At 62.9% G+C, this 20,112-nt stretch carries 22 protein-coding genes; 13 read left to right on the top strand and 9 right to left on the bottom strand.

Annotated elements, in window-relative coordinates:
* Positions 1-109 precede the first annotated feature (109 nt).
* The 3 genes from ACMDCM_RS12430 to dapF form a co-directional block, all read right to left on the bottom strand.
* The gene (locus tag ACMDCM_RS12430) at positions 110-1,771 is read right to left on the bottom strand and encodes a CHASE domain-containing protein (protein ID WP_412773843.1); all 1,662 of its coding nucleotides are present in this window, start codon (positions 1,769-1,771) and stop codon (positions 110-112) included.
* 238 nt (positions 1,772-2,009) lie between these two features.
* Positions 2,010-3,287 carry a tRNA (N(6)-L-threonylcarbamoyladenosine(37)-C(2))-methylthiotransferase MtaB gene (gene mtaB / locus ACMDCM_RS12435; protein WP_412773844.1) on the bottom strand — a complete coding sequence of 426 codons (1,278 nt, stop codon included), beginning with the start codon at positions 3,285-3,287 and terminating at the stop codon, positions 2,010-2,012.
* Complete coding sequence (gene dapF, locus ACMDCM_RS12440) at positions 3,287-4,159, bottom strand: diaminopimelate epimerase (RefSeq protein WP_412773845.1); 873 nt, start codon at positions 4,157-4,159, stop codon at positions 3,287-3,289. Before dapF ends, mtaB begins: the two co-directional genes overlap by 1 nt.
* Before the next feature lie 286 nt (positions 4,160-4,445).
* Here dapF and ACMDCM_RS12445 point away from each other — a divergent pair, with 286 nt between their 5' ends.
* Both ACMDCM_RS12445 and ACMDCM_RS12450 read left to right on the top strand, forming a co-directional pair.
* On the top strand, positions 4,446-5,174 hold the full coding sequence (locus tag ACMDCM_RS12445) for a GyrI-like domain-containing protein (protein ID WP_412773846.1): 729 nt from the start codon (positions 4,446-4,448) through the stop codon (positions 5,172-5,174).
* A gap of 8 nt (positions 5,175-5,182) precedes the next feature.
* Positions 5,183-5,893 carry an SIMPL domain-containing protein gene (locus ACMDCM_RS12450; RefSeq protein WP_412773847.1) on the top strand — a complete coding sequence of 237 codons (711 nt, stop codon included), beginning with the start codon at positions 5,183-5,185 and terminating at the stop codon, positions 5,891-5,893.
* A gap of 25 nt (positions 5,894-5,918) precedes the next feature.
* Here ACMDCM_RS12450 and ACMDCM_RS12455 read toward each other — a convergent pair whose 3' ends face one another.
* The gene (locus ACMDCM_RS12455; protein ID WP_412773848.1) at positions 5,919-6,896 is read right to left on the bottom strand and encodes an MBL fold metallo-hydrolase; all 978 of its coding nucleotides are present in this window, start codon (positions 6,894-6,896) and stop codon (positions 5,919-5,921) included.
* A gap of 544 nt (positions 6,897-7,440) precedes the next feature.
* On the opposite strand from ACMDCM_RS12455, the gene ffh reads away from it, so the two are divergent.
* The 6 genes from ffh (at position 7,441) to rplS (ending at position 11,927) form a co-directional block, all read left to right on the top strand.
* Complete coding sequence (ffh, locus tag ACMDCM_RS12460; protein ID WP_412773849.1) at positions 7,441-8,982, top strand: signal recognition particle protein; 1,542 nt, start codon at positions 7,441-7,443, stop codon at positions 8,980-8,982.
* A complete protein-coding gene (locus ACMDCM_RS12465) occupies positions 8,979-9,506 on the top strand; it encodes a hypothetical protein (RefSeq protein ID WP_412773850.1) in 528 nt (175 codons plus the stop codon). Before ffh ends, ACMDCM_RS12465 begins: the two co-directional genes overlap by 4 nt.
* A gap of 1 nt (position 9,507) precedes the next feature.
* The gene (gene rpsP / locus ACMDCM_RS12470; protein WP_319797147.1) at positions 9,508-9,840 is read left to right on the top strand and encodes a 30S ribosomal protein S16; all 333 of its coding nucleotides are present in this window, start codon (positions 9,508-9,510) and stop codon (positions 9,838-9,840) included.
* Between the two features lie 12 nt (positions 9,841-9,852).
* A complete protein-coding gene (gene rimM / locus ACMDCM_RS12475; RefSeq protein WP_412773851.1) occupies positions 9,853-10,374 on the top strand; it encodes a ribosome maturation factor RimM in 522 nt (173 codons plus the stop codon).
* 224 nt (positions 10,375-10,598) lie between these two features.
* A complete protein-coding gene (trmD, locus tag ACMDCM_RS12480) occupies positions 10,599-11,318 on the top strand; it encodes a tRNA (guanosine(37)-N1)-methyltransferase TrmD (protein WP_412773852.1) in 720 nt (239 codons plus the stop codon).
* Between the two features lie 222 nt (positions 11,319-11,540).
* On the top strand, positions 11,541-11,927 hold the full coding sequence (gene rplS / locus ACMDCM_RS12485) for a 50S ribosomal protein L19 (protein WP_319797150.1): 387 nt from the start codon (positions 11,541-11,543) through the stop codon (positions 11,925-11,927).
* A gap of 282 nt (positions 11,928-12,209) precedes the next feature.
* On the opposite strand, the gene ACMDCM_RS12490 is transcribed toward rplS, so the two are convergent.
* Positions 12,210-12,386, bottom strand: coding sequence for a hypothetical protein (locus tag ACMDCM_RS12490; RefSeq protein ID WP_412773853.1), 177 nt, complete (start codon positions 12,384-12,386; stop codon positions 12,210-12,212).
* Between the two features lie 4 nt (positions 12,387-12,390).
* On the opposite strand from ACMDCM_RS12490, the gene leuC reads away from it, so the two are divergent.
* A complete protein-coding gene (gene leuC / locus ACMDCM_RS12495; RefSeq protein WP_412773854.1) occupies positions 12,391-13,797 on the top strand; it encodes a 3-isopropylmalate dehydratase large subunit in 1,407 nt (468 codons plus the stop codon).
* A 325-nt stretch (positions 13,798-14,122) separates the two neighbouring features.
* Positions 14,123-14,653, top strand: a complete 531-nt coding sequence (locus tag ACMDCM_RS12500) for a hypothetical protein (protein WP_412773855.1) — start codon at positions 14,123-14,125, stop codon at positions 14,651-14,653.
* Between the two features lie 213 nt (positions 14,654-14,866).
* Here ACMDCM_RS12500 and ACMDCM_RS12505 read toward each other — a convergent pair whose 3' ends face one another.
* From ACMDCM_RS12505 to ACMDCM_RS12515, 3 genes are all read right to left on the bottom strand, one after another.
* A complete protein-coding gene (locus ACMDCM_RS12505) occupies positions 14,867-15,178 on the bottom strand; it encodes a hypothetical protein (RefSeq protein ID WP_412773856.1) in 312 nt (103 codons plus the stop codon).
* Positions 15,179-15,445: 267 nt separating this feature from the next.
* Complete coding sequence (locus ACMDCM_RS12510) at positions 15,446-15,736, bottom strand: hypothetical protein (RefSeq protein ID WP_412773857.1); 291 nt, start codon at positions 15,734-15,736, stop codon at positions 15,446-15,448.
* A 320-nt stretch (positions 15,737-16,056) separates the two neighbouring features.
* Positions 16,057-16,380 carry a hypothetical protein gene (locus ACMDCM_RS12515; protein WP_412773858.1) on the bottom strand — a complete coding sequence of 108 codons (324 nt, stop codon included), beginning with the start codon at positions 16,378-16,380 and terminating at the stop codon, positions 16,057-16,059.
* Between the two features lie 125 nt (positions 16,381-16,505).
* Here ACMDCM_RS12515 and ACMDCM_RS12520 point away from each other — a divergent pair, with 125 nt between their 5' ends.
* The 3 genes from ACMDCM_RS12520 (at position 16,506) to ACMDCM_RS12530 (ending at position 18,328) form a co-directional block, all read left to right on the top strand.
* Complete coding sequence (locus tag ACMDCM_RS12520) at positions 16,506-16,907, top strand: metallopeptidase family protein (protein ID WP_412773859.1); 402 nt, start codon at positions 16,506-16,508, stop codon at positions 16,905-16,907.
* 56 nt (positions 16,908-16,963) lie between these two features.
* Complete coding sequence (gene leuD, locus ACMDCM_RS12525) at positions 16,964-17,575, top strand: 3-isopropylmalate dehydratase small subunit (RefSeq protein WP_412773860.1); 612 nt, start codon at positions 16,964-16,966, stop codon at positions 17,573-17,575.
* A gap of 102 nt (positions 17,576-17,677) precedes the next feature.
* Positions 17,678-18,328: a carbonic anhydrase gene (locus tag ACMDCM_RS12530; protein WP_412773861.1), complete on the top strand. Its 651-nt coding sequence runs from the start codon at positions 17,678-17,680 to the stop codon at positions 18,326-18,328.
* Positions 18,329-18,655: 327 nt separating this feature from the next.
* On the opposite strand, the gene ACMDCM_RS12535 is transcribed toward ACMDCM_RS12530, so the two are convergent.
* Entirely contained in the window at positions 18,656-19,690 is a 1,035-nt protein-coding gene (locus ACMDCM_RS12535; RefSeq protein WP_412773862.1) for an aspartate-semialdehyde dehydrogenase, read from the bottom strand.
* Positions 19,691-20,112: the final 422 nt, after the last annotated feature.

A 20,112-nucleotide genomic window follows, 5' to 3' on the forward strand; every position in this document is an offset into this window, starting at 1 on the left:
TGCCGGGTTCGACCCGGTGATCCATCGATCTTCAGAGAAGACGGATGGCCGGGTCGAGCCCGCGCATGACGCCGGAGCGCGGATTGATTCCGTGTCATCGTGAACCGCTCTAAGATGTGGCCGACCTGACGGGCGCGGATATCTGAGTGGTGCGATCTCTCTCCGTCACGTCCACGACGGTCTCCATCGGAGCGGCGAGTTCATAGACATAGCTCGCTTCGGTAAAATACCGTTTGGAAATGCCGCCCAACGCTTCCGGCGCAACGCGATCCAGCAGGATGATGCCGAAATCGCTGTCCTCGCGGCGGGTCGCGGCACTGGTATTGAATTCCTCCCACCGAAAGCGAAACGTCGCCTCGCTGCCCTCGCCCTCGACTCCCCAATGCACGACCACGTGCGGATGCTTGCCGACCAGCGAGAGTCCCTCGTCGGAATGCGATGCCAGTTCGAAGAATAACAAGGAAAGGCTCTGGGCTGCGCGCGCGCTCACGGTGATGTCCGGCCCGTTGATGGCGATGCGGTCAGCATGAGGAATGGCGCGGGCCTCGAACAGTCCCCTCAATTTGACGCCTTGCCACTGGCTCTCGCTGAGCAGCGAGACGACGTTGGACATGGCATGTATCCGGCCGATCAACAGTTCGCGGGCGACTTCGATGTCGGAGCCGTGCCGTAGCGTACGCGTGACGATCGATTGAATCACCGCAAGAATGTTTTTAACCCGGTGATTGAGTTCGTCGATCACAGCGGTCAGGCGCCGTTCGAAGCTGATCCGCACCTGGATTTCCCGACTCAGCCGCAGGTTGTTATAGGCGACATATCCGAACAGACCGCAAATGATGCTTGTCAACGCAAGACCTATCGCGGCGACCGCAGCGGCAAGTTTTCGCGCGCGGAGGACCGCGTTTGTTTTCGGGTAGTAGGCAAGCGACCAGTCCCGCCCGCCGAAAGTCACCGTTCGGACGACCCGCGGAACGGGATCGCCCGGCCGTCTGAGACGTGACGTGACATGACCACTGTCGTCGGAGATCCATTCCGACGCCGGGTTTCGCGGATCCTTCAGGACAACGGAGAACAACGACAATTCGTCGTTCGTCAGCATCAGCGACGCCAGCCGATAGGAAAACGTAATAAAGCCGGCCGCCGTCTCGCTTCCCTCCTGGAAAACCGGCGTTGCGATAACCAGCCCCATCGGGCCATCGGGCCGCAGCAGATTGATCGGATCCGACACCACCGATGTTCCGGTCTGCATCGCACGAGCGAGCATCGGCCCCAGGATCGGCTGCCCGTCGAGCGAGCGGCCTGGAAATGCGGATGTCTCCGCGTTCTGCGGCACGACGTCCATCAACACGTCGATCGGTCTGTTGAGCGACCGCAGATCGCGCGAGGTATCGTCAAAGCTCCTGATCTGCGGATTTGGAAACCCGGCCGACGCCAGGACCGCGCTGGCTTCCGAAAGCTCGCTCGGCTTCAGCCGTGCAACCCAGCCGGCTATTACGAAATCGGTCTTGAAGGCATAGATCGAGGCGCGCAACGGGCTGAGCATGTTGGCCTGCACCGTGGCGGGCGACCGAAACAATCCCGAAGCGACCCGCGCCAGCAGCTCTCGTTCGATGAGACGCTCCTGAACCAGGCTGGCATGGACGTCGATCGCGCGCGACAGCGCGATCCTGTCGATGGTCAGCTCCTGATCATGAGCGCGCCAGGCGGCAAGACCCGAGAGAAACACCCCGATCACCGCGACTATCCCGATAACGAAACCCAGCCGAACCACGTGCCTACCCGGAAATCAGGAGAATGAAGCCGTTCGCGCCATTGGCCGGCCGTTACCGTTGAGAAGCGGCGCCCCCGCCCCGAGGATATCCCACGTCAATCGTCCCGCCCCGGCCTGGTTCCGTCCCGGCCGGCGAAACCCGGGACGATCGTTAATAGACCCCGGCCAACCGCGTTCTGGATTTACGATGCTGAAAGGCTTGCAGCCCGCCCGCATCGACCCGTCGATGGCGGCGGAGCTAAGCCGCGGGCCGCAGTCGCGCGCCATCGTGGTCTGCCACCCTGAACGTGCGCACCGTGCCGGGCGTTTCTCCCGCAACCGCGACCGGGATAAAATGCTCGGTACGGCCCCGGGTGGCGCTTTCGATCAACACCTGACGCGTCGCGCCGATCTCCGCCGCCAGCCGCCGACGCAGCGCCGCTTCGGCCGCCGCGCGCAGCCGCCGCGCGCGGTCCCTGATCGCCCCGCCCGCGACCTGCGGCATCCGCGCCGCCGGCGTCCCCGGGCGCGACGAATAGGGAAATACATGCAGGAAAGTGAGATCGCACGCGGCGACCAGATCCAGCGATCGCGTGAACATCTCCTCGGTCTCGGTGGGAAAACCGGCGATGATGTCGGCGCCGAAGGCGATGTCCGGCCTCAGCCGCCGCACCCGCGCACAGAAGTCGATCGCCTCCCGGCGCGAATGCCGCCGCTTCATCCGCTTCAGGATCATGTCGTCGCCGGATTGCAGCGACAGATGCAGATGCGGCATCAGCCGCTCCTCGTTGGCAACGACGTCGAGCAGGTCCCGGTCCGCCTCGATCGAATCGATCGACGAGATTCGCAACCGCTTCACCTCAGGCACATGCCGGAGGATCCGCTTGACCAGTCCGCCCAGCCGCGGCACGCCCGGCAGGTCGGCGCCGTAGCTTGTGAGATCGACGCCGGTCAGCACGATTTCCGCATGACCCGCCTCGGTGAGCGCGCGCACCTGATCGACCACCGCGCCCATCGGCACCGAGCGCGAATTGCCCCGCCCGAACGGAATCACGCAGAAGGTGCAGCGATGGTCGCAGCCGTTCTGCACCTGCACGAAGGCGCGGGGCAGCCCGCCTTGAAAACCCTCGACGAGATGCGGCGCCATCTCCCTCACCGCCATGATGTCGGCAACCGCGACTTTTTCTTCGTTTGCGATCCCGAAACCGGCAGCGGCCGCGAATGCGGTCCGCGCCTCGCGCCAGGCGACACCTCGCATCTTGTCGTCGTTGCCGATCACGCGATCGACTTCGGTCATGCCAGCAAACATCGTCGGCTCGATCTGCGCCGCGCAGCCGGTAACGACGATGCGCGCCGACGGCCGTTCTCGCCTCAGCCGCCGGATCGATTGCCGCGCCTGCGCCACCGCCTCGTTGGTGACCGCGCAACTGTTGACGATGACGACGTCGTCAAGCCCGGCGGCGGCGGCGTTGCGGCGGATGACTTCGGATTCAAAGGCATTGAGCCGGCAGCCGAAGGTGACGACGTCGACCGGCATCACGCGACAGATGTGAACAATGCGGGATCGAACCTGCCGGCATATTCGAACACGGCCGGACCCGTCATCAGCACATGATCGCCGTGCTCGCACCACTCGATGGTCAGACCGCCGCCGGGCAGCAGCATCTCGACCGTGCGGTTGGTCCGTTTGAGCCGCGCCGCCGCCACTGCCGTCGCGCAGGCCGCCGAACCGCAGGCCTTGGTCAGGCCCACGCCGCGCTCCCAGGTCCGCATCACGATGTGATCGCGATCGACGATATGCGCCAGCGTGATGTTGGCGCGCTCGGGAAAGATAGGATGATTCTCCAATAGTGGCCCGAAGCGTTCAAGGTCATAAGCATTCACATCGTTGACCCAGAAGATCGCGTGCGGATTGCCCATGCTGACCACCGACGGCGAATGCAGCACCGGCGCATCGATCGGCCCGACCTGCAATTCGATATAGCGGGTGTCGCGGAATTCCTCGGCGAGCGGGATATCCCGCCAATCGAATTTTGGTAGCCCCATGTCGACGGTGTAGAAACCGCGCGTGGAACCTCGCCAGCAATTCAACAGCCCGGCACGGGTCTCGAAAGTCAGCACGGTCTTGCCCGTGGCCTCAAACACCTGCCGCGCCACGCAGCGCATGCCGTTGCCGCAGGCGTTCGCTTCCGAACCATCGTTATTGTAGATTCGAACGAAGGCCTCCGTGCGTGGCGTCCGCGGGGGCTGCAGGACCATCAACTGATCATAGGGAACGCCGCCCGGCGAGGCGATCGCGCGTGCCTCCTCGGCCGTCACCGTGGCGGCGCTGTCGCGCAGATCGACCACGACGATCTCATTGCCGATGCCGTTCATCTTGCTGAAAGCGTGGTTTGCGAGCGCGCCCATCTCCGGGATCCATTTTCCGGCGTCCGTCTTCCGCTTTATATGGCGAATAGGCCTGATTAGCCAGTGCGAGCGGCATCCGCCATGGTAAACGCAATATGTGAGCCTGCGCCCCACACCCGCCACGATGCGGCATGACATATTTTCTCATGACATACTCTGTCGCGAGTCGGATATCAGAACGGCTTATCAAACATCGCATAATTCCGCCGCAACGGCGGCTAAGGGTCAGGTCTTGCGGATATCGGCCAGCGAGACATCGGCCAGCACGATCAGGGAGACCCTCTCGATGAATTGCCCCCGCCTCTTTCGCCGCCTCGCGATCGCAATGATCGCGGTGGCCTTGTCACCGGGGCTCCCCGCCGTGTTCGCCCAGACGCCACCCGCAACCCCTCCCGGCGCAACGGCGCCCGCAACTCCCGCCCCGCCGGCTGCGCCGACCCCGCCCGGAACGGCAGCGCCGGCGACGCCGGCTCCTCCCCCGGCCGAAGTGCAGACGCCGGCGAATCCGACCGGCGAGGCTCCGAAGCCCCCGGCCACCGCGCCGGCGCAAACCGCCGATCCCTTCGGCGAGGAATTCATGCTGGTGCCGAAGACCGTCCTGACCCTGCGAAACAATGCCACCTGGGACACCGCGTTCGAGACGCTGATCGATTCCTTCAAGTCGCTTGCGGCCGTTCTAGACCAGCGCGGCGTCAAGGCCGCCGGCAACATGATGATCGTCTATACCTCGACCGACGACAATGGCTTCTCGTTCCTGGCGGAAGTCCCGGTCGACCAGGAACTGAAGGACCTGCCAAAAAACATGAGCATGGGCAAGTCACCGGAGGGCAAGGCGCTGAAATTCGTGCATCGCGGCTCCTACGACAACATGGACAACACCTATGAGGCGATCACCAACCACCTTGACGACAAGAAGCTCGAAGCCAAGGATACCTTCATCGAGGAGTACATGACCGATCCGTTGAAGACCGAGGAAGACAATCTGGTCATCAACATCTATGTGCCGCTGAAATGAGAGCCGTCATGCAGAACCGAACTCCCCTCTCCATCGCCGTAGCCGCCGTCGCCGCTCTAGCCGCGATGCCGGCGCAAGCCGATGGGACGCCGCCACCGGCGATCTCGGTGACCGGCGAGGCCACGATCTCGGCTCCGCCGGATCTTGCGCAGATCGAGGCCGGCGTCACCACCGACGCCAAGACCGCGCGCGAGGCGTCCAACGCCAACAATGCCGCGATGGGCAAGGTGCTGCTGGCGCTGAAAAGCGCGGGCCTGGCCGAAAAGGACTATCAGACCTCGCGGCTGTCGCTGCAGCCGCAAACCGCGCAAAGTCGTACTTCCGGTAATTCTCCGCAGATCGTCGGCTATCGCGCCACCAACCAGGTCACGATCAAGCTGCGCGATGTCAGCAAGATCGCCGGCGTGATCGACGCGGTGACCGCGGCCGGCGCCAACGACATCGGCGGCATCAATTTCACGGTCTCCAACGCATCGAAACTGCTCGACGACGCGCGCGCGCAGGCGATCGCCGACGCGCGGCGCAAGGCGGAAATCTACGCCAAGGCCGCCGGCGTCACGCTCGGCGCGCCCTTGAGCATTTCCGAGCACGGCGTGGCGATGCCGGTTTTGTATCGCCGCGCCGCAGCGCCGATGGCCGCGGAGGTTCCCATCGCGCCCGGCGAGGAAAGCCTTCGCGTGACGGTCGGCGTCTCCTGGGAGATCAAGGCTAATCCCTGAGGCCGGAGCGCATTATTCCCGTACGTCAAATTTCAAGAACCTGCCCCGGCTTCAGAACGAGAAAACGCTCGGCCGGAACGCCGGCTTTATCGAGCGCTTCGGCCAGCGCTATCGGGGGCGCGTCGATCGCCTCGTCGGTGAGCTGGAATGTGCCGTGATGATGGGCGAGCGCGATATCCGCGCCGCAATCGGCCAAAGCCTTTACGGCGTCTTCGGGGTTCATGTGCTGATTCTTCATGAACCAGCGCGGCTCGTAAGCACCAATGGGCAGGATCGCAGCGCGCAGCGGCCCGTGCCTTTCGCGCACGCGCCGGAAGTGCACGCCGGTGCCATAGCCTGAATCGCAGACGATGTAGAGCTTGCCGGCCGGCGTCTCCAGCACGAAACTCGCCCACAAGGTGCGGTTGCGGTCGAACAGGCCGCGCGCCGACCAGTGCCGCGTCGGCACCAACGTGACCGCGAGGCCGTTGCCAAGTTCGACCCGGTCGTGCCAGTCGAAAGCCTCCGCGCGGATCGTGGCGTCGGCAGCTCGCATGACGAGGTCGTTGCCAAGCGGCGTGATCACGCGCGGCGAGAACCGCGCGGCAAGCCGCGACAGCGTTGTGACATCCAGGTGATCGTAGTGTCCGTGCGAGACCAGCACGGTGTCGATCTTCGGCAGGGCCCCGAAGGCGATGCCGGGGTCGTTGTGCCGTTTCGGCCCGGCAAATGAAAAAGGTGAGGCGCGTTCCGACCAGACCGGATCGACCAGGATGTTCACCCCTCTCGTCTGGATCAGCCAACTCACGTGGCCGACGAAGGAGAAACGCACCTTGTCTCCGTCAACCCGCGACGGCGGCTTGTCCGAATAGGGCGAGGGCGCCCATTCTGGCCACCTATGGCGTTCGCGGCCGCCCTCGATTTGCCAGCGCAGCATTTCCGAGAGCCGTGGCGGTGCGCCGTCGGGATCGAAAAAATGTCTGCCGTCGAAATGATCGGAGATGGGGCCGGAATATGTTTTCATGCGAAACGCCAGATTGCGGACAGGGCGGCGGCCGTCCCGAGGCCGGCGAGCCCCGGGGAGAAACCGGCGACGGCACGGGCCCTCGGGAACTCGATTCGGCGGATTGCCTCGGCACCAAGTCTATATGACCGCCCGGCCGCCTCGCGAGAGGCCAGGTATTGGCCGTTTTTCTTGACTTTCGCCGCCAGCTCGCGATAAATCCGCCAGCTTTACGGAAAGACTCTTCTTTTCGACTCGCCGACCGGCCGCAGGGGCCGGAGGTCAACGCCCGACAGCGCTGTGCGCCCTCGGGCGCAAACGTGTTTTGGAACTTCGTCCCGGCGGTGGCTTGGACACTCTACGAGACGTCATCATCCGCGAAAGCGAATGATCCAGTATCCGAGAGCGCCTCGATTGAGCCGGGAAGCTTCGGAATACTGGATATCCGCTCTTGCAGGCATGACGGTGGTCATCGAGCGGCAGCGCCGCGCCTTGCCCCTCACCCGGACCGCTCATGCGATCCGACCTCTCCCCATCGGGGGGAGGTGGAGATAAGGAAGCAACCATGTTCGACAATCTGTCGGAACGGCTCGGCGGCATTCTCGATCGGCTGACGCGGCGCGGCGCGCTGACGGAAGCCGATGTCGACGCCGCCATGCGCGAGGTGCGCCGGGCGCTCCTGGAGGCCGACGTCTCGCTCGACGTGGTGCGCAGCTTCACCGACAAGGTCCGCGAGCAGGCGATCGGCGCCACCGTGGTCAAATCGGTGACGCCCGGCCAGATGGTGGTGAAGATCGTCCATGACGAACTGATCGCCACGCTCGGCGCCGACGGCCAGACCATCGACCTCAACGCGGTGCCGCCGGTCATCATCATGATGGTCGGCCTGCAAGGTTCCGGCAAGACCACCACGACGGCCAAACTGGCGCGACGGCTGACCGAGCGCGACAAACGCAGGGTCCTGATGGCCTCGCTCGACATCTACCGCCCGGCGGCGATGGAGCAGCTCGCGGTGCTCGGCCGCGACCTCGACATCCAGACGCTGCCGATCGTCGCGGGCCAGAAGCCCGAACAGATCGCGCGGCGCGCGCTGGAGGCCGGCAAGCTCGGCGGCTACGACGTGGTGCTGCTCGACACCGCCGGCCGCACCACGCTCGACGAAGAGATGATGTCCGAGGCGGCGAACATCAAAGCCGCCGCTCATCCGCATGAGGTGCTGCTGGTCGCGGACTCGCTGACCGGCCAGGACGCGGTGAACCTGGCGCGGTCCTTCGATGAGCGCGTCGGCCTCACCGGCATCGTGCTGACCCGAGTGGACGGCGACGGCCGCGGCGGCGCGGCGCTGTCGATGCGTCAGGTCACCGGCAAGCCGATCAAGCTGATCGGCACCGGCGAAAAGACCGACGCGCTGGAGGATTTCCATCCCTCCCGCATCGCCGGCCGCATCCTCGGCATGGGCGACGTGGTCACGCTGGTCGAAAAGGCCGCCGCCAATATCGACGCCGAGAAGGCCGCGCGCACAACCGAAAAGCTGCGCAAGGGCCAGTTCGACCTCAACGACATGCGCGAGCAGTTGCTGCAGATGGCGAACATGGGCGGCATCTCCGGCCTGATGGGCATGATGCCCGGCGTCGCCAAGATGAAGAACCAGATCGCCGCGGCCGGTCTCGACGACAGGATCATCAAGCGCCAGGTCGCGGTGATCGATTCGATGACGCGGCAGGAGCGCAAGCATCCCGATATCCTCAAGGCCAGCCGCAAGCGCCGCATCGCCGCCGGCGCCGGCCAGAAGGTCGAGGAGGTCAACAAGCTGCTCAAGATGCATCGCAGCATGGCCGACATGATGAAGATGATGGGGACCGGCAAACGCGGGCCCCTCGCCGGCATCGCGCAGGCCATGGGGTTCGGCGGCGGCATGCCGATGCCCACGCCCGAACAGATGAAAGCGCTTGCCGAGAAAATGCCCAAGGGCGCCGACGGCCAGGCGCAACTGCCGAAGGATCTGGCGGCGGGGCTGCGCGGCGGCCTGCCCAACCTTCCCGGCCTCACCGGACTTGGCGGCAAGCCCCGACTGCCGGGTCTCGGCTTCCCCCGGAAGAAGAAATGAGTCAGGGAGTGCAAGATGCTTGGAATTGGTCAATCATTTGGCCAAACATCATCACGATCGTAGTTACGATCGGAGCTTTCATCCTTGCTTACGTTACTTCGGTCAAAAGTACAGCCCGAATGACAGAGATCGTTCGCGATACAAAATTGGCGGATCTCAGAACTCGTTGGATCGAAGATACTCGCAAGGCTCTAGCTGATTTTGATGAGTTGGCAATAAACTTAGTCAATCCGCCTGATATGGCGGTCCAGAATGAGAATGTTGCGCGCCTACTTCGTCTCAAAACATACATTCGTCTAAAACTTCATCTTCCCGAAACGCTTCATGAGAAGGCAATGAAGCGTATCGAACAGATATTTTTACTCTCTAGCCAAGGGAAGCCTTTCGCGAACGAGAGCGAAGAAGTTGGTCGGTTGTTCAACAAAATCTTCAAGATCGAATGGAATCGCGTTCTCGTTCATCTGGGTGAGAAAACAGCCGAAGACGCAGAACGAGAAAAAACAGAACTTCTAAAAGGAGAATAAAATGCCCGTCGTGATCCGCCTCGCCCGTGCCGGCACCAAGAAACGGCCGGTCTATCATGTCGTCGCCGCCGATTCGCGCTATCCGCGCGATGGCCGTTTCATCGAGCGGCTCGGCTACTTCAATCCGCTGATGCCGAAGGACAATGCCGACCGCCTCAAGCTCGACCTCGACAAGGTCAAGGCCTGGCTCGCCAAGGGCGCGCAGCCGTCCGACCGCGTGGCGCGTTTCCTCGATGCCGCCGGCGTCAAGAAGCGCGCGGCGCGCAACAATCCGGAGAAGGCCGTGCCGCGCAAGGAGCGCAAGGCGCAGGCCGAAGCCGCCGCGAAGGCGTAAGGCCGAACCGGCATGACGGCGCGCATCTGCGTGGCCCGGATCGGCGCCGCGCACGGCCTGCGCGGCGAGGTGCGGCTGTGGACCTTCACCGAGGATCCGATGTCGGTGACACGATACGGCCCGCTCTCGACAAAGGACGGCGCGCGGCAGCTTGAGGTCGCGCGCGCGCGAGCCGCCAAGGACCACCTCGTTGCAACGCTTACGGGCGTGACCACGCGCGAGGAGGCCGAACGGCTTAACGGCGTTGAACTCTACGTCGCGCGCGAGAAGCTTCCCGCGACGGACGAGGGCGAATTCTACCACGCCGACCTGATCGGCCTCGCCGCGGTCGATGCGGCCGGTACGCGGCTGGGGACCGTCGCGGCCATCCATAATTTCGGCGCGGGCGACATCATCGAGATCGCGCCGCCACAGGGCGCGACCCTGATGCTGCCGTTTACCGATGCGGTGGTGCCGACCGTGGACATCGCCGGCGGCCGCGTGGTGATCGAGATGCCCGGCGAGATCGAGGGCGAGGAGCCGGATTCCGTTTAGAGCGTTTTCGAGCGAAGTGGAACCGGTTCGCGTGAAGAAAACGCGTCAAATTAAGTCGGTGCAAGGGACCTTCCAGCTCTGTGGTCATGCCCGGCCTTGTGCCGGGCATCCACGTCTGTCTTTCTATGCCACAAGACGTGGATAGCCGGGACGTCAGCGCGAAGACGCGCTTCGCGCTTTAGCCCGGCCATGACGTTCCTGAGTGACCGGCTTGGTGCCTATCGATGACCTGGAGCGTGACCGTCCTGACGCTGTTTCCTGACATGTTCCCCGGCCCCCTCGGCGTCAGCCTCGCCGGAAGGGCGCTGGCCGCCGGCCTTTGGGCGCTGGACATCCGCGATATCCGGCACTCGGCCACTGACCGACACCGCAGCGTCGACGATACCCCGGCCGGCGGCGGGCCCGGCATGGTGCTGCGGGCCGATGTGCTGGCCAGAGCCATCGACGCGGCGCAGGCCTCGCCGGACCGGCCGCGCCTGCTGATGAGTCCGCGAGGTCGGCCATTGACCCAGTCCCGCGTGGCGGAACTCGCCGCCGGAACTGGGCCGCTGATCGTCTGCGGGCGATTCGAGGGCGTCGACCAGCGGGTGATCGAGGCCCGCGGGCTCGAGGAGATATCCATTGGAGATTATGTGCTGTCCGGAGGCGAACTCCCTGCGATGACGCTGATCGACGCCTGCGTCCGGCTTTTGCCCGGGGTGATGGGCAAGGCGGAATCGGGCGCGGACGAGAGTTTTTCGCACGGACTGCTCGAATATCCCCAGTACACCCGCCCGCAGGAGTTCGAGGGTCGCCCGATTCCGGACGTGCTTCTGTCCGGCGATCACGCCAGGGTGGCGGCCTGGCGGCAGGCCGAGGCCGAAGCGCTCACACAGGCTCGGCGGCCTGATCTCTGGGCCGCGCGGAGCCGTCAAATTCCGCCAAAAAGCAAGACAGGCGGGTGACAAAGCCCCGGCTTTGCTCTATAGGGAGCCCGAAATCCGCGCAGCGAGCGTTTTCAGGCAAAGTGGAATCCGGTTTGCCGGTCGAAAATGCTCTCACTCGTTGAGTTGCGCGTATTCTGTTCGCAAAACCGGTACCCACTTTTGCGAAATACGCGCCACGGGATAGATGAATTCCGCGCAGCCCCCTCAAGCGGCCGGGCGCGCCGCCGAAGGAGATTTGCAATGAACATCATTCAGCAGCTCGAAAAAGAGCAGTTTGACAAACTGTCGGCGACCAAGACGATTCCCGAGTTCGGCCCCGGCGACACCGTGATCGTCAACGTCAAGGTGGTCGAAGGCGAGCGCACCCGCGTGCAGGCCTATGAAGGCGTCTGCATCGGCCGTTCAGGCGGCGGGCTCAACGAGAGCTTCACGGTCCGCAAGATTTCCTACGGCGAAGGCGTCGAGCGCGTGTTTCCGCTGCTCTCCCCGATGATCGATTCGATCAAGGTGGTGCGCCGCGGCAAGGTGCGCCGCGCCAAGCTTTATTACCTGCGCAACCTGCGCGGCAAATCGGCCCGCATCGTCGAGAAGCAGGACAAGCAAGACAAGCAGGCCGCAACGAGCTGAGCGCCTTCCCGCTCCGCCTGCAACGTTTTTGAAAGCGCGGCCGCTGCCGCGCTTTTTAATTGCTTCGCCCGCGCCTATCTATCCGGAATGCAAGCTTCGCCGATCATTAGAGCGTCGCTTCTGATGGAAACAGAAGCAAGGCTCCGCGATTTTGTTTTGACGCGTTTTCGTCACGCGAACCGGTATCCATCCTCGGTCAAGCCCGAGGATATGCGTCGCTCGAAAATGCTATAGATTGTCGCGGCGGATGCGGCCGTGGTAAAAGGCGGACATGGTTACGGATCATATCAGTAGCGACATCGGCCGATTCATGGCGCGCATCGTGATCGACGACCGCAGCCGCTTGCCCGGACGCTTCTTCGGACGGTTCACGACGTCGGCGACCTGACGCTGCATCCTCGCGCCGGCGATAGTCCCGCGCGCCCGCTGCGACTGCTCGAAGACTTCCAATAGGCTCACGTCCATGTCCAAACCGACCACCCTGTACGACAAGATCTGGAACGATCATCTGGTCCACGAAGCCGAGGACGGCACTTGCCTGCTCTACATCGATCGTCACCTCGTCCATGAGGTGACGTCGCCTCAGGCGTTCGAGGGCCTGCGCGTCGCCGGCCGCAAGGTCCATGCGCCGGAGAAGACGCTTGCCGTGGTCGATCACAACGTGCCGACGACCGATCGCAGCAAGCCCAATCCCGACCCCGAAAGCGCCGAGCAGATCGCGGCGCTGGCAAAGAACGCCCGCGATTTCGGAATCGAATATTATGACGAGTTCGACAAGCGGCAGGGCATCGTCCACGTCATCGGCCCCGAGCAAGGCTTCACCCTGCCCGGCACCACCATCGTCTGCGGCGACAGCCACACCTCGACCCACGGCGCGTTCGGCGCGCTGGCGCACGGCATCGGCACCTCCGAGGTCGAACATGTGCTGGCGACGCAGACACTGATCCAGAAGAAGGCGAAGAACATGCGCGCCGTCGTCGATGGCCGCTTGCCCGACGGCGTCACCGCCAAGGACATCATCCTCGCCATCATCGGAGAAATAGGCACTGCGGGCGGCACCGGCTACGTGCTGGAATACGCCGGCGAGGCGATCCGCGCGCTGTCGATGGAAGGCCGCATGACCGTCTGCAACATGTCGATCGAGGGCGGCGCACGCGCCGGCCTCGTCGCGCCGGACGAGAAGGCCTACGCGTTCCTGAAAGGCCGTCCCAAGGCGCCGAACGGCGCCGACTGGGATGCCGCGATACGATATTGGGAGACGCTGCGCAGTGACGACAGCGCCCACTTCGATCACGAGATTCGGCTCGACGCCGCGAAGCTGCCGCCGATCGTGACCTGGGGCACGAGCCCCGAGGACGTGGCATCGATTACCGGCGTGGTTCCGGATCCCCGCAAGATCGAGGACGAGGCCAAGCGCCTCTCCAAGGAGCGCGCGCTGCATTACATGGGGCTGACCGCGGGCACGAAGATCACCGACATCCGGGTCGACCGAGTGTTCATCGGCTCATGCACCAACGGTCGTATCGAGGATCTGCGCGCGGCGGCGAAGATCGCCGACGGCAGAACCGTGAACGGCAATGTCAACGCCATGGTCGTGCCGGGCTCCGGCATCGTCAAGGAACAGGCGGAAGCCGAAGGCCTCGACAGGATCTTCATCAAGGCCGGATTCGAATGGCGCGAGCCGGGCTGCTCGATGTGCCTTGCGATGAATCCCGACAAGCTGAAACCGGAGGAGCGTTGCGCCTCGACCTCCAATCGCAACTTTGAGGGACGGCAAGGTTTCAAGGGCCGCACGCATCTGGTGTCGCCTGCGATGGCGGCGGCCGCCGCGATCGCCGGACATTTCGTCGACGTCCGCGAGTGGCATTGAAGGCCTTCGAGCGGACTCACGCCCGGCACCAAGTACGAACGGATGATCGATCTGAAGTTTCTCGAACGGGCGTGACACGCTACTGTTTGTCGTGGTCGCGACGGACTTGCGCTCGTCGTCGCGATGAAGCACAAGATCAATCGCGCGATTGAGGCCAGCGCGTCCGGTCGCTCACCGAACGAGATTTACGAAGTCACTGAGATTCCGCGCGCATTGCTCCGGGCGAAACGCAGGAGCTGCCGATGATCGACAAGGCCGATCGGAACAGGTTATCAACGAGGGATACGACGGCAAATCCTTTCCGCCTCGACTGGGTGGGTTGCCTTTGCCGAAGAATTCCGTCACTCGTAATGACGTAATGAAAAAAGCCAAGACCAAAGCCCCTGCCCGCAAGGCAGCAAAAATGCCGCGTCAATCCGATAAGCCGAAGGCACCGCCAAACAAGAAGGCTGCAACGGCTTCCGCACGACCGACAAGTGCAAAAGGCCGAGCCGCCGCGCCAACGGCCGCAACGAAGACCGGCCGCAAGGCTACTCTGCATATGGCCGAGAAATCGTTCGCAACTGCCCAACAGAAGACTCCCGAATTGCTCTCGACGAAGCCGATCCTGACCCCGATGTCAGCAACCACAGCCGCGCCCGCCGAGACGGCCGCGCCAAAACCGGCGGTCAATCCGGCTTCGCGCGCCGACGTGCCCCCTGAAACCGGCTTTACGCTGCAGGTCGACGGGCATTTCAAGAACCAGTTCGACACCCTGGCTCAGGCAAAACAGGCCGCCACCGAATTGAAGTCGCGATTCCCGATCCTGCGCATCGAGATCTACGATGCGGAGAATAAGACACGGTTGCCGGTCTGACTTTGCGCCACCGCGCCGGCTTACGACGATCGTGACGGTTTGAAACCGCCGCACATACACCGTTTATGGATAAAAACGCCGCCATCATGAACCAATAGAGCGTTTTCAAGCGAAGCGGCTACCGGTTCGCGTCAAGAAAACGCGTCAAATCAAAATCATAGAGCCCGCTTCTGATTCCATCAGAAGCGGAAAGGCTCCAGGGCCGGGAAGCCCTCACCAGGACGGATCGAGGCCATAACCAAAGCCAAATGGAAAGAATGGCGCCGGCCCCCGCGGCACGTAGTAATTTGGCCGTTCATAATAAGGCCGATAAGGGCCGCTCACATAAACACGCGGGCGATGATGCCGACGGCCGTGAAGTCGATGCCCGCGATGGGCGCGCCGGGCCGCGCCGACATCAGTCAGCGGCATCGAGTGCGCGGCGACGGCGACAGAGCGGGGAGTCGCTTCTGCGCCTTCGATGGATGCCGCGCCTGACAACGCCATGATCGCCGCCGCAAGGCCGACGCCGAGACATATCTTCATGGCACTCCCCTTGGATTAATGCGCTTTCAAGCAAAGCGGATACCGGTTCGCGTGAAGAAAACGCCATAGCACCCATGATGTCTGCATTGCTCCAAAAAACAGGCCCGCAATGCAGGCCTGTTCGACTGGAGCCTTTCCGCTTCTGATGAAATCAGAAGCGGGACTCTATGATTTTGATTTGACGCGTTTTCTTGACGCGAACCGGTAGCCTCTTCGCTCGAAAACGCTCCAAGGGCATGTTTCGCCAGGCCGACTGCCAGGACCGGATCAGCGCCAGTGGCGATGATGTCCATGGTGACGATGATGATGGTAAGGCCGCCAATGATGGTGATAATGGCGATGGGGCCGCCAGTGGTGGTGATGGTAATGATGAGGCCGCCAATGGCGATGGTGATGATGACCCCACTGCACGTTGGTCGTCAGCTTGCCGGCGTCGCCCTGAGCGGTGGCGGCGATGCCCGGGCTGACGGGAGTTGCCGCCTGCGCCTGCTGCGCGGGAGCCGCGACGACCAGAAGCGCGCCGAGGGCGGCGAATCCTAGAATTTTCTTCAAAAGCATGTAGACCTCCATGGAACAGAACCGGTAACGGCGAACCGCAGCAGATGGTTCCATCGCCGTCGCGATGGGAACGACGAAGCTAGAGGCGCAGACGTGAATGCGACGTGAATGGGCTGGCCGCATGACCGGCGACGATGCGCCGCATCCTTGGCGCGTGATCCCCGGTCGAACTGTTTGACGTAAAGGCCACGCACATTGGCCGCATCTTACATCGCGATCCGACACAAAACGGTATCTGCTTTTGCGGATATCGCTGGGCCTCGCCGACTCGTTGAAAACCGATGCATGAAGACGGCCATCGCGTCCCCTGCGCCGGACCGTCAGCCGTGGCGCCAGTAACAATTCATCCGCGGCACGATCACGGTGCCGCTCGGCCGGAATTCCTGCACGTAATGCGCAGTGCAAGCGCGCACTGCGTCGGGACCGGGATTATATCTCGGATAGACCCCGCGCTCGTCCTCGCGATAGATGCGCACACGCGGCCGTCGCTCGCGCGCCCGGGATACGTCGGTTGTCACGGCGCGTTCAGCGTTCAGCGCCGTTTGCGCCTCTGCGCGATCCTCAAACATGATCGTCCCCGGCAGCAGAAGCAGAAGCACTGCCGCGCTCGTCGCCAGCCTTACCGCTGTCATCCTGATGTCCATCGCAGCGCCCCGGTTTTTCGTGTTCGCAGCCGACGGTCTCCGATTGCCGCGCCCGCGTCAACCGTGCCGCCGCCCGGATCGTAAAAAACGGTGCTCTGGCAACAAAACACGGTTAAACAAACGGCATGTGGACGTCCGCCAAGGCCCCCTCGCTGGCAGACATGGAAACCATGGCGCACGAGGCGTTTGCACGCCTGCCCGGGCATTTCCGGCGTCTGTGCGAGGGCCTCATCATTCGCGTCGAGGATTTCCCGACCGAGGAGGTACTCGACGAGATGAAGGCCGACAGCGAATACGATCTGCTGGGGCTGTTCCAGGGCACGGGCCTGCCGTTCCAGAGTCAGGACGACATCGCCAGGCTGCCCAACCTGATCTGGCTCTACCGCCGTCCCATCATCGACTACTGGGCCGAACACGACGAAACGCTGGATCACATCATCAGCCATGTGCTGATCCATGAAATCGGTCACCACTTCGGGCTCTCCGATGCCGACATGGAGGCGATCGAGGCGCAGGCGGCGGGTTAGGCCTTGGATCAAGGCCGGGATCGGGATAAAAACGGCTGCTCACGAGGATTCCTGTCATGGATAAATTCACAACGCTGGAAGGCGTGGCGGCACCGCTGAAGATCATCAATGTCGATACCGACATGATTATCCCGAAGCAGTATCTGAAAACCATCAAGCGCACCGGCCTTGGCAAGGGCCTTTTCTCGGAGCAGCGCTATAAGGAGGACGGCTCGGAGAATCCGGACTTCGTCCTCAACAAGCCGGCCTATCGCAACGCCAAGATTCTTGTCGCCGGCGACAATTTCGGCTGCGGTTCGTCGCGCGAGCACGCGCCGTGGGCGCTGCTCGATTTCGGCATCCGCTGCGTGATCTCGACCTCGTTCGGCGACATCTTCTACAACAACTGCTTCAAGAACGGCATTCTGCCGATCCGCGTGACCCAGGCCGACCTCGACAAGCTGTTCGACGACGCCGAGCGCGGCGCCAATGCGACCCTGACCATCGATCTCGCCAACCAGGAAATCCGCGGCCCCGACGGCGGCAAGGCGACATTCGCGTTCGAGATCGACCCGTTCCGCAAGCACTGCCTGCTGAACGGCCTCGACGACATCGGCCTGACGATGGAAAAGAAGTCGGCGATCGACAGCTACGAGAACAAGGCGAAGCGCGAGCGCGCCTGGGCCTGATCTTCCTCCTCGCGCGCGCCCCGAGAGCGCGGGCTGCCTTCCAAGCCTTGTCGAAAGCGTCCGGCTGTGGTTTCACCGTGCGGGCGACGGACGAGGTGCCACGTGAAAGCTTTCCCGCAACAACTGATCGACGGCTATCGGGCCTTCGCCACGCAGCGGCTGCCGACCGAGCAGTCCCGCTATCGCGCGCTGTCCGAACGCGGCCAGTCGCCCGAAACGATGGTGATCGGCTGCTGCGATTCGCGCGTCTCGCCGGAGGTGATCTTCGATGTCGGGCCGGGAGAGCTGTTCGTGGTCCGCAACATCGCCAACCTGGTGCCTGTCTATCAGCCCGACGCCAATGCCCATGGCGTTTCGGCCGCGCTGGAGTTCGGGGTGCAGGTGCTCAAGGTGAAGAACATCGTGATCCTTGGCCACGCGCAATGCAGCGGCATCAGCGCCATCATCAACAAGGCGGCGCCGCTGTCGCCCGGAGACTTCATCGGCAGGTGGATGGCGATGTTCATCAAGCCCGGCGAGGTGGTCGAGCAGCGCGATCGGGAAACGATGAAGGAATTCGCCACCCGCATCGAAAAGGCGGCGGTATTCCGCAGCATCGAGAACCTGATGACCTTTCCCTTCGTCCGGAACGCGGTCGAAAGCGGACATCTCAGCCTGCACGGTGCCTATTTCGGCGTCGCCGAGGGCTCGCTCTACGTGCTCGACCGGGCGGCCAAGGAATTCCGCAGCGTCAGGGACAACAGCCTGATTTGAGACGCAGTCCCTTGATGGAAACGCTTGCCGCGCACTCGGATATATTTCGGCGGGAGAGGGTTGGGGGTACGGACCGACGACTTGCTGCACCTCCTCACCCGGCACCATAACGCGTCGAAGCCGCGCGTGACGGCGCTTGTGGCGCCGACCTCTCCCGCCGGGAGAGGTAAAAGGACCAACACGTCATGGCGTCAATACGAAGCCGGAAACGCTCCGCGACTGAGAGCCTTTCCGCTTCTGATGGAATCAGAAGCGGGCTCTATATCTTTGATTTGACGCGTTTTCGTTGCGCGAACCGGTAGCCACTTCGCTTGAAAACGCTCTAAGTCAGGCAGCTTTCCGCTTGGCGCTGATCAGCTTGCGGTTGATCAGGCACTCGGCGATCTGCACCGCGTTGAGCGCCGCGCCCTTGCGCAGATTGTCCGACACGCACCATAGCTGCAGACCATTCTCCACCGTCGCATCCTCGCGGATCCGGCTGATATAGGTGGCGTCCTCGCCCGCCGACTCGTATGGCGTGACGTAGCCGCCAGGCTCGTGCTTGTCGATCACGAGACAACCCGGCGCGTTGCGCAGAATGTTGCGCGCTTCGTCCGGCGTGATCGGATTCTCGAATTCGATGGCGACGGCCTCCGAATGGCCGATGAACACCGGCACGCGCACGCAGGTCGCGGTCAGCCTGATTTTGGGATCAAGAATTTTCTTGGTCTCCGCCATCATCTTCCATTCTTCCTTGGTGTAGCCGTCCTCCATGAAGACGTCGATCTCGGGGATGACGTTGAAGGCGATACGCTTCGGAAACTTTTTGTTAACCAGTTCGCTCGCGGTATAGACAGACTTGGTCTGCGCGAACAGCTCGTCCATCCCTTCCTTGCCCGCGCCCGACACCGACTGGTAGGTCGCAACCACGACCCGCTTGATCACGGCCTTGTCGTGCAGCGGCTTCAAGGCCACCACGAGCTGGGCGGTCGAGCAGTTCGGATTGGCGATGATGTTCTTCCTGGTGAAGCCGGCGACCGCGTCGGCGTTGACCTCCGGCACGATCAGCGGCACGTCAGGGTCCATCCGCCAGGTCGAGGAATTGTCGATCACGACCGCGCCGGCGGCGCCGATCTTCGGCGACCATTCCTTCGACACGGCGCCGCCGGCCGACATCAGGCAGATATCGACGTCGCTGAAATCGTAATTCTCCAGCGCTTTGACTTTGAGGATTTTGTCGCCGTAGGAGACTTCGGTGCCGACGCTGCGGCGCGAGGCCAGCGCCACCACCTCATCAGCGGGAAATTTCCGTTCGTCCAGGATGTTGAGCATTTCGCGCCCGACATTACCGGTCGCTCCGACCAGCGCGACTTTGTAACCCATCGTTTTCTCTCCGAAGAAATTGTCTTCCTTGTCGCCCGCGCGCGAAATAGAGGAAGACGGTGCGCTTCTAGGCGAGAAACGCCGTCAAGACAACGCCACACCCTGGCTTCGGACGCGACCGATTCGGCGAGGCCCTGCCGAAACCCGTTCCACCTGCGTGGCCAGGGCGGCGCCGGCGCGCGACGGAGCGAAGTCTCCGCCCACCGCTCAGACCACGATTATATTGACCATATATAGATATAGGCGCGCGTTTTCCCTCGCTCCGCGCTTTGCAAATAGTTTATTGAAAACAGATGCTTATGGCTGTTTCGGACCAACCTCGTGATTGCTCCGTTTCCGACGCGCGGCATGTCTCAAGTCCCACCATCGAACCGGTGGATCAAACATGTCGATCCGAGGCAACGTTTCGTCGCCGTCTGCAT

Source organism: Nitrobacter sp. (genome assembly GCF_047149785.1).
Taxonomy (GTDB): Bacteria; Pseudomonadota; Alphaproteobacteria; order Rhizobiales; family Xanthobacteraceae; genus Nitrobacter.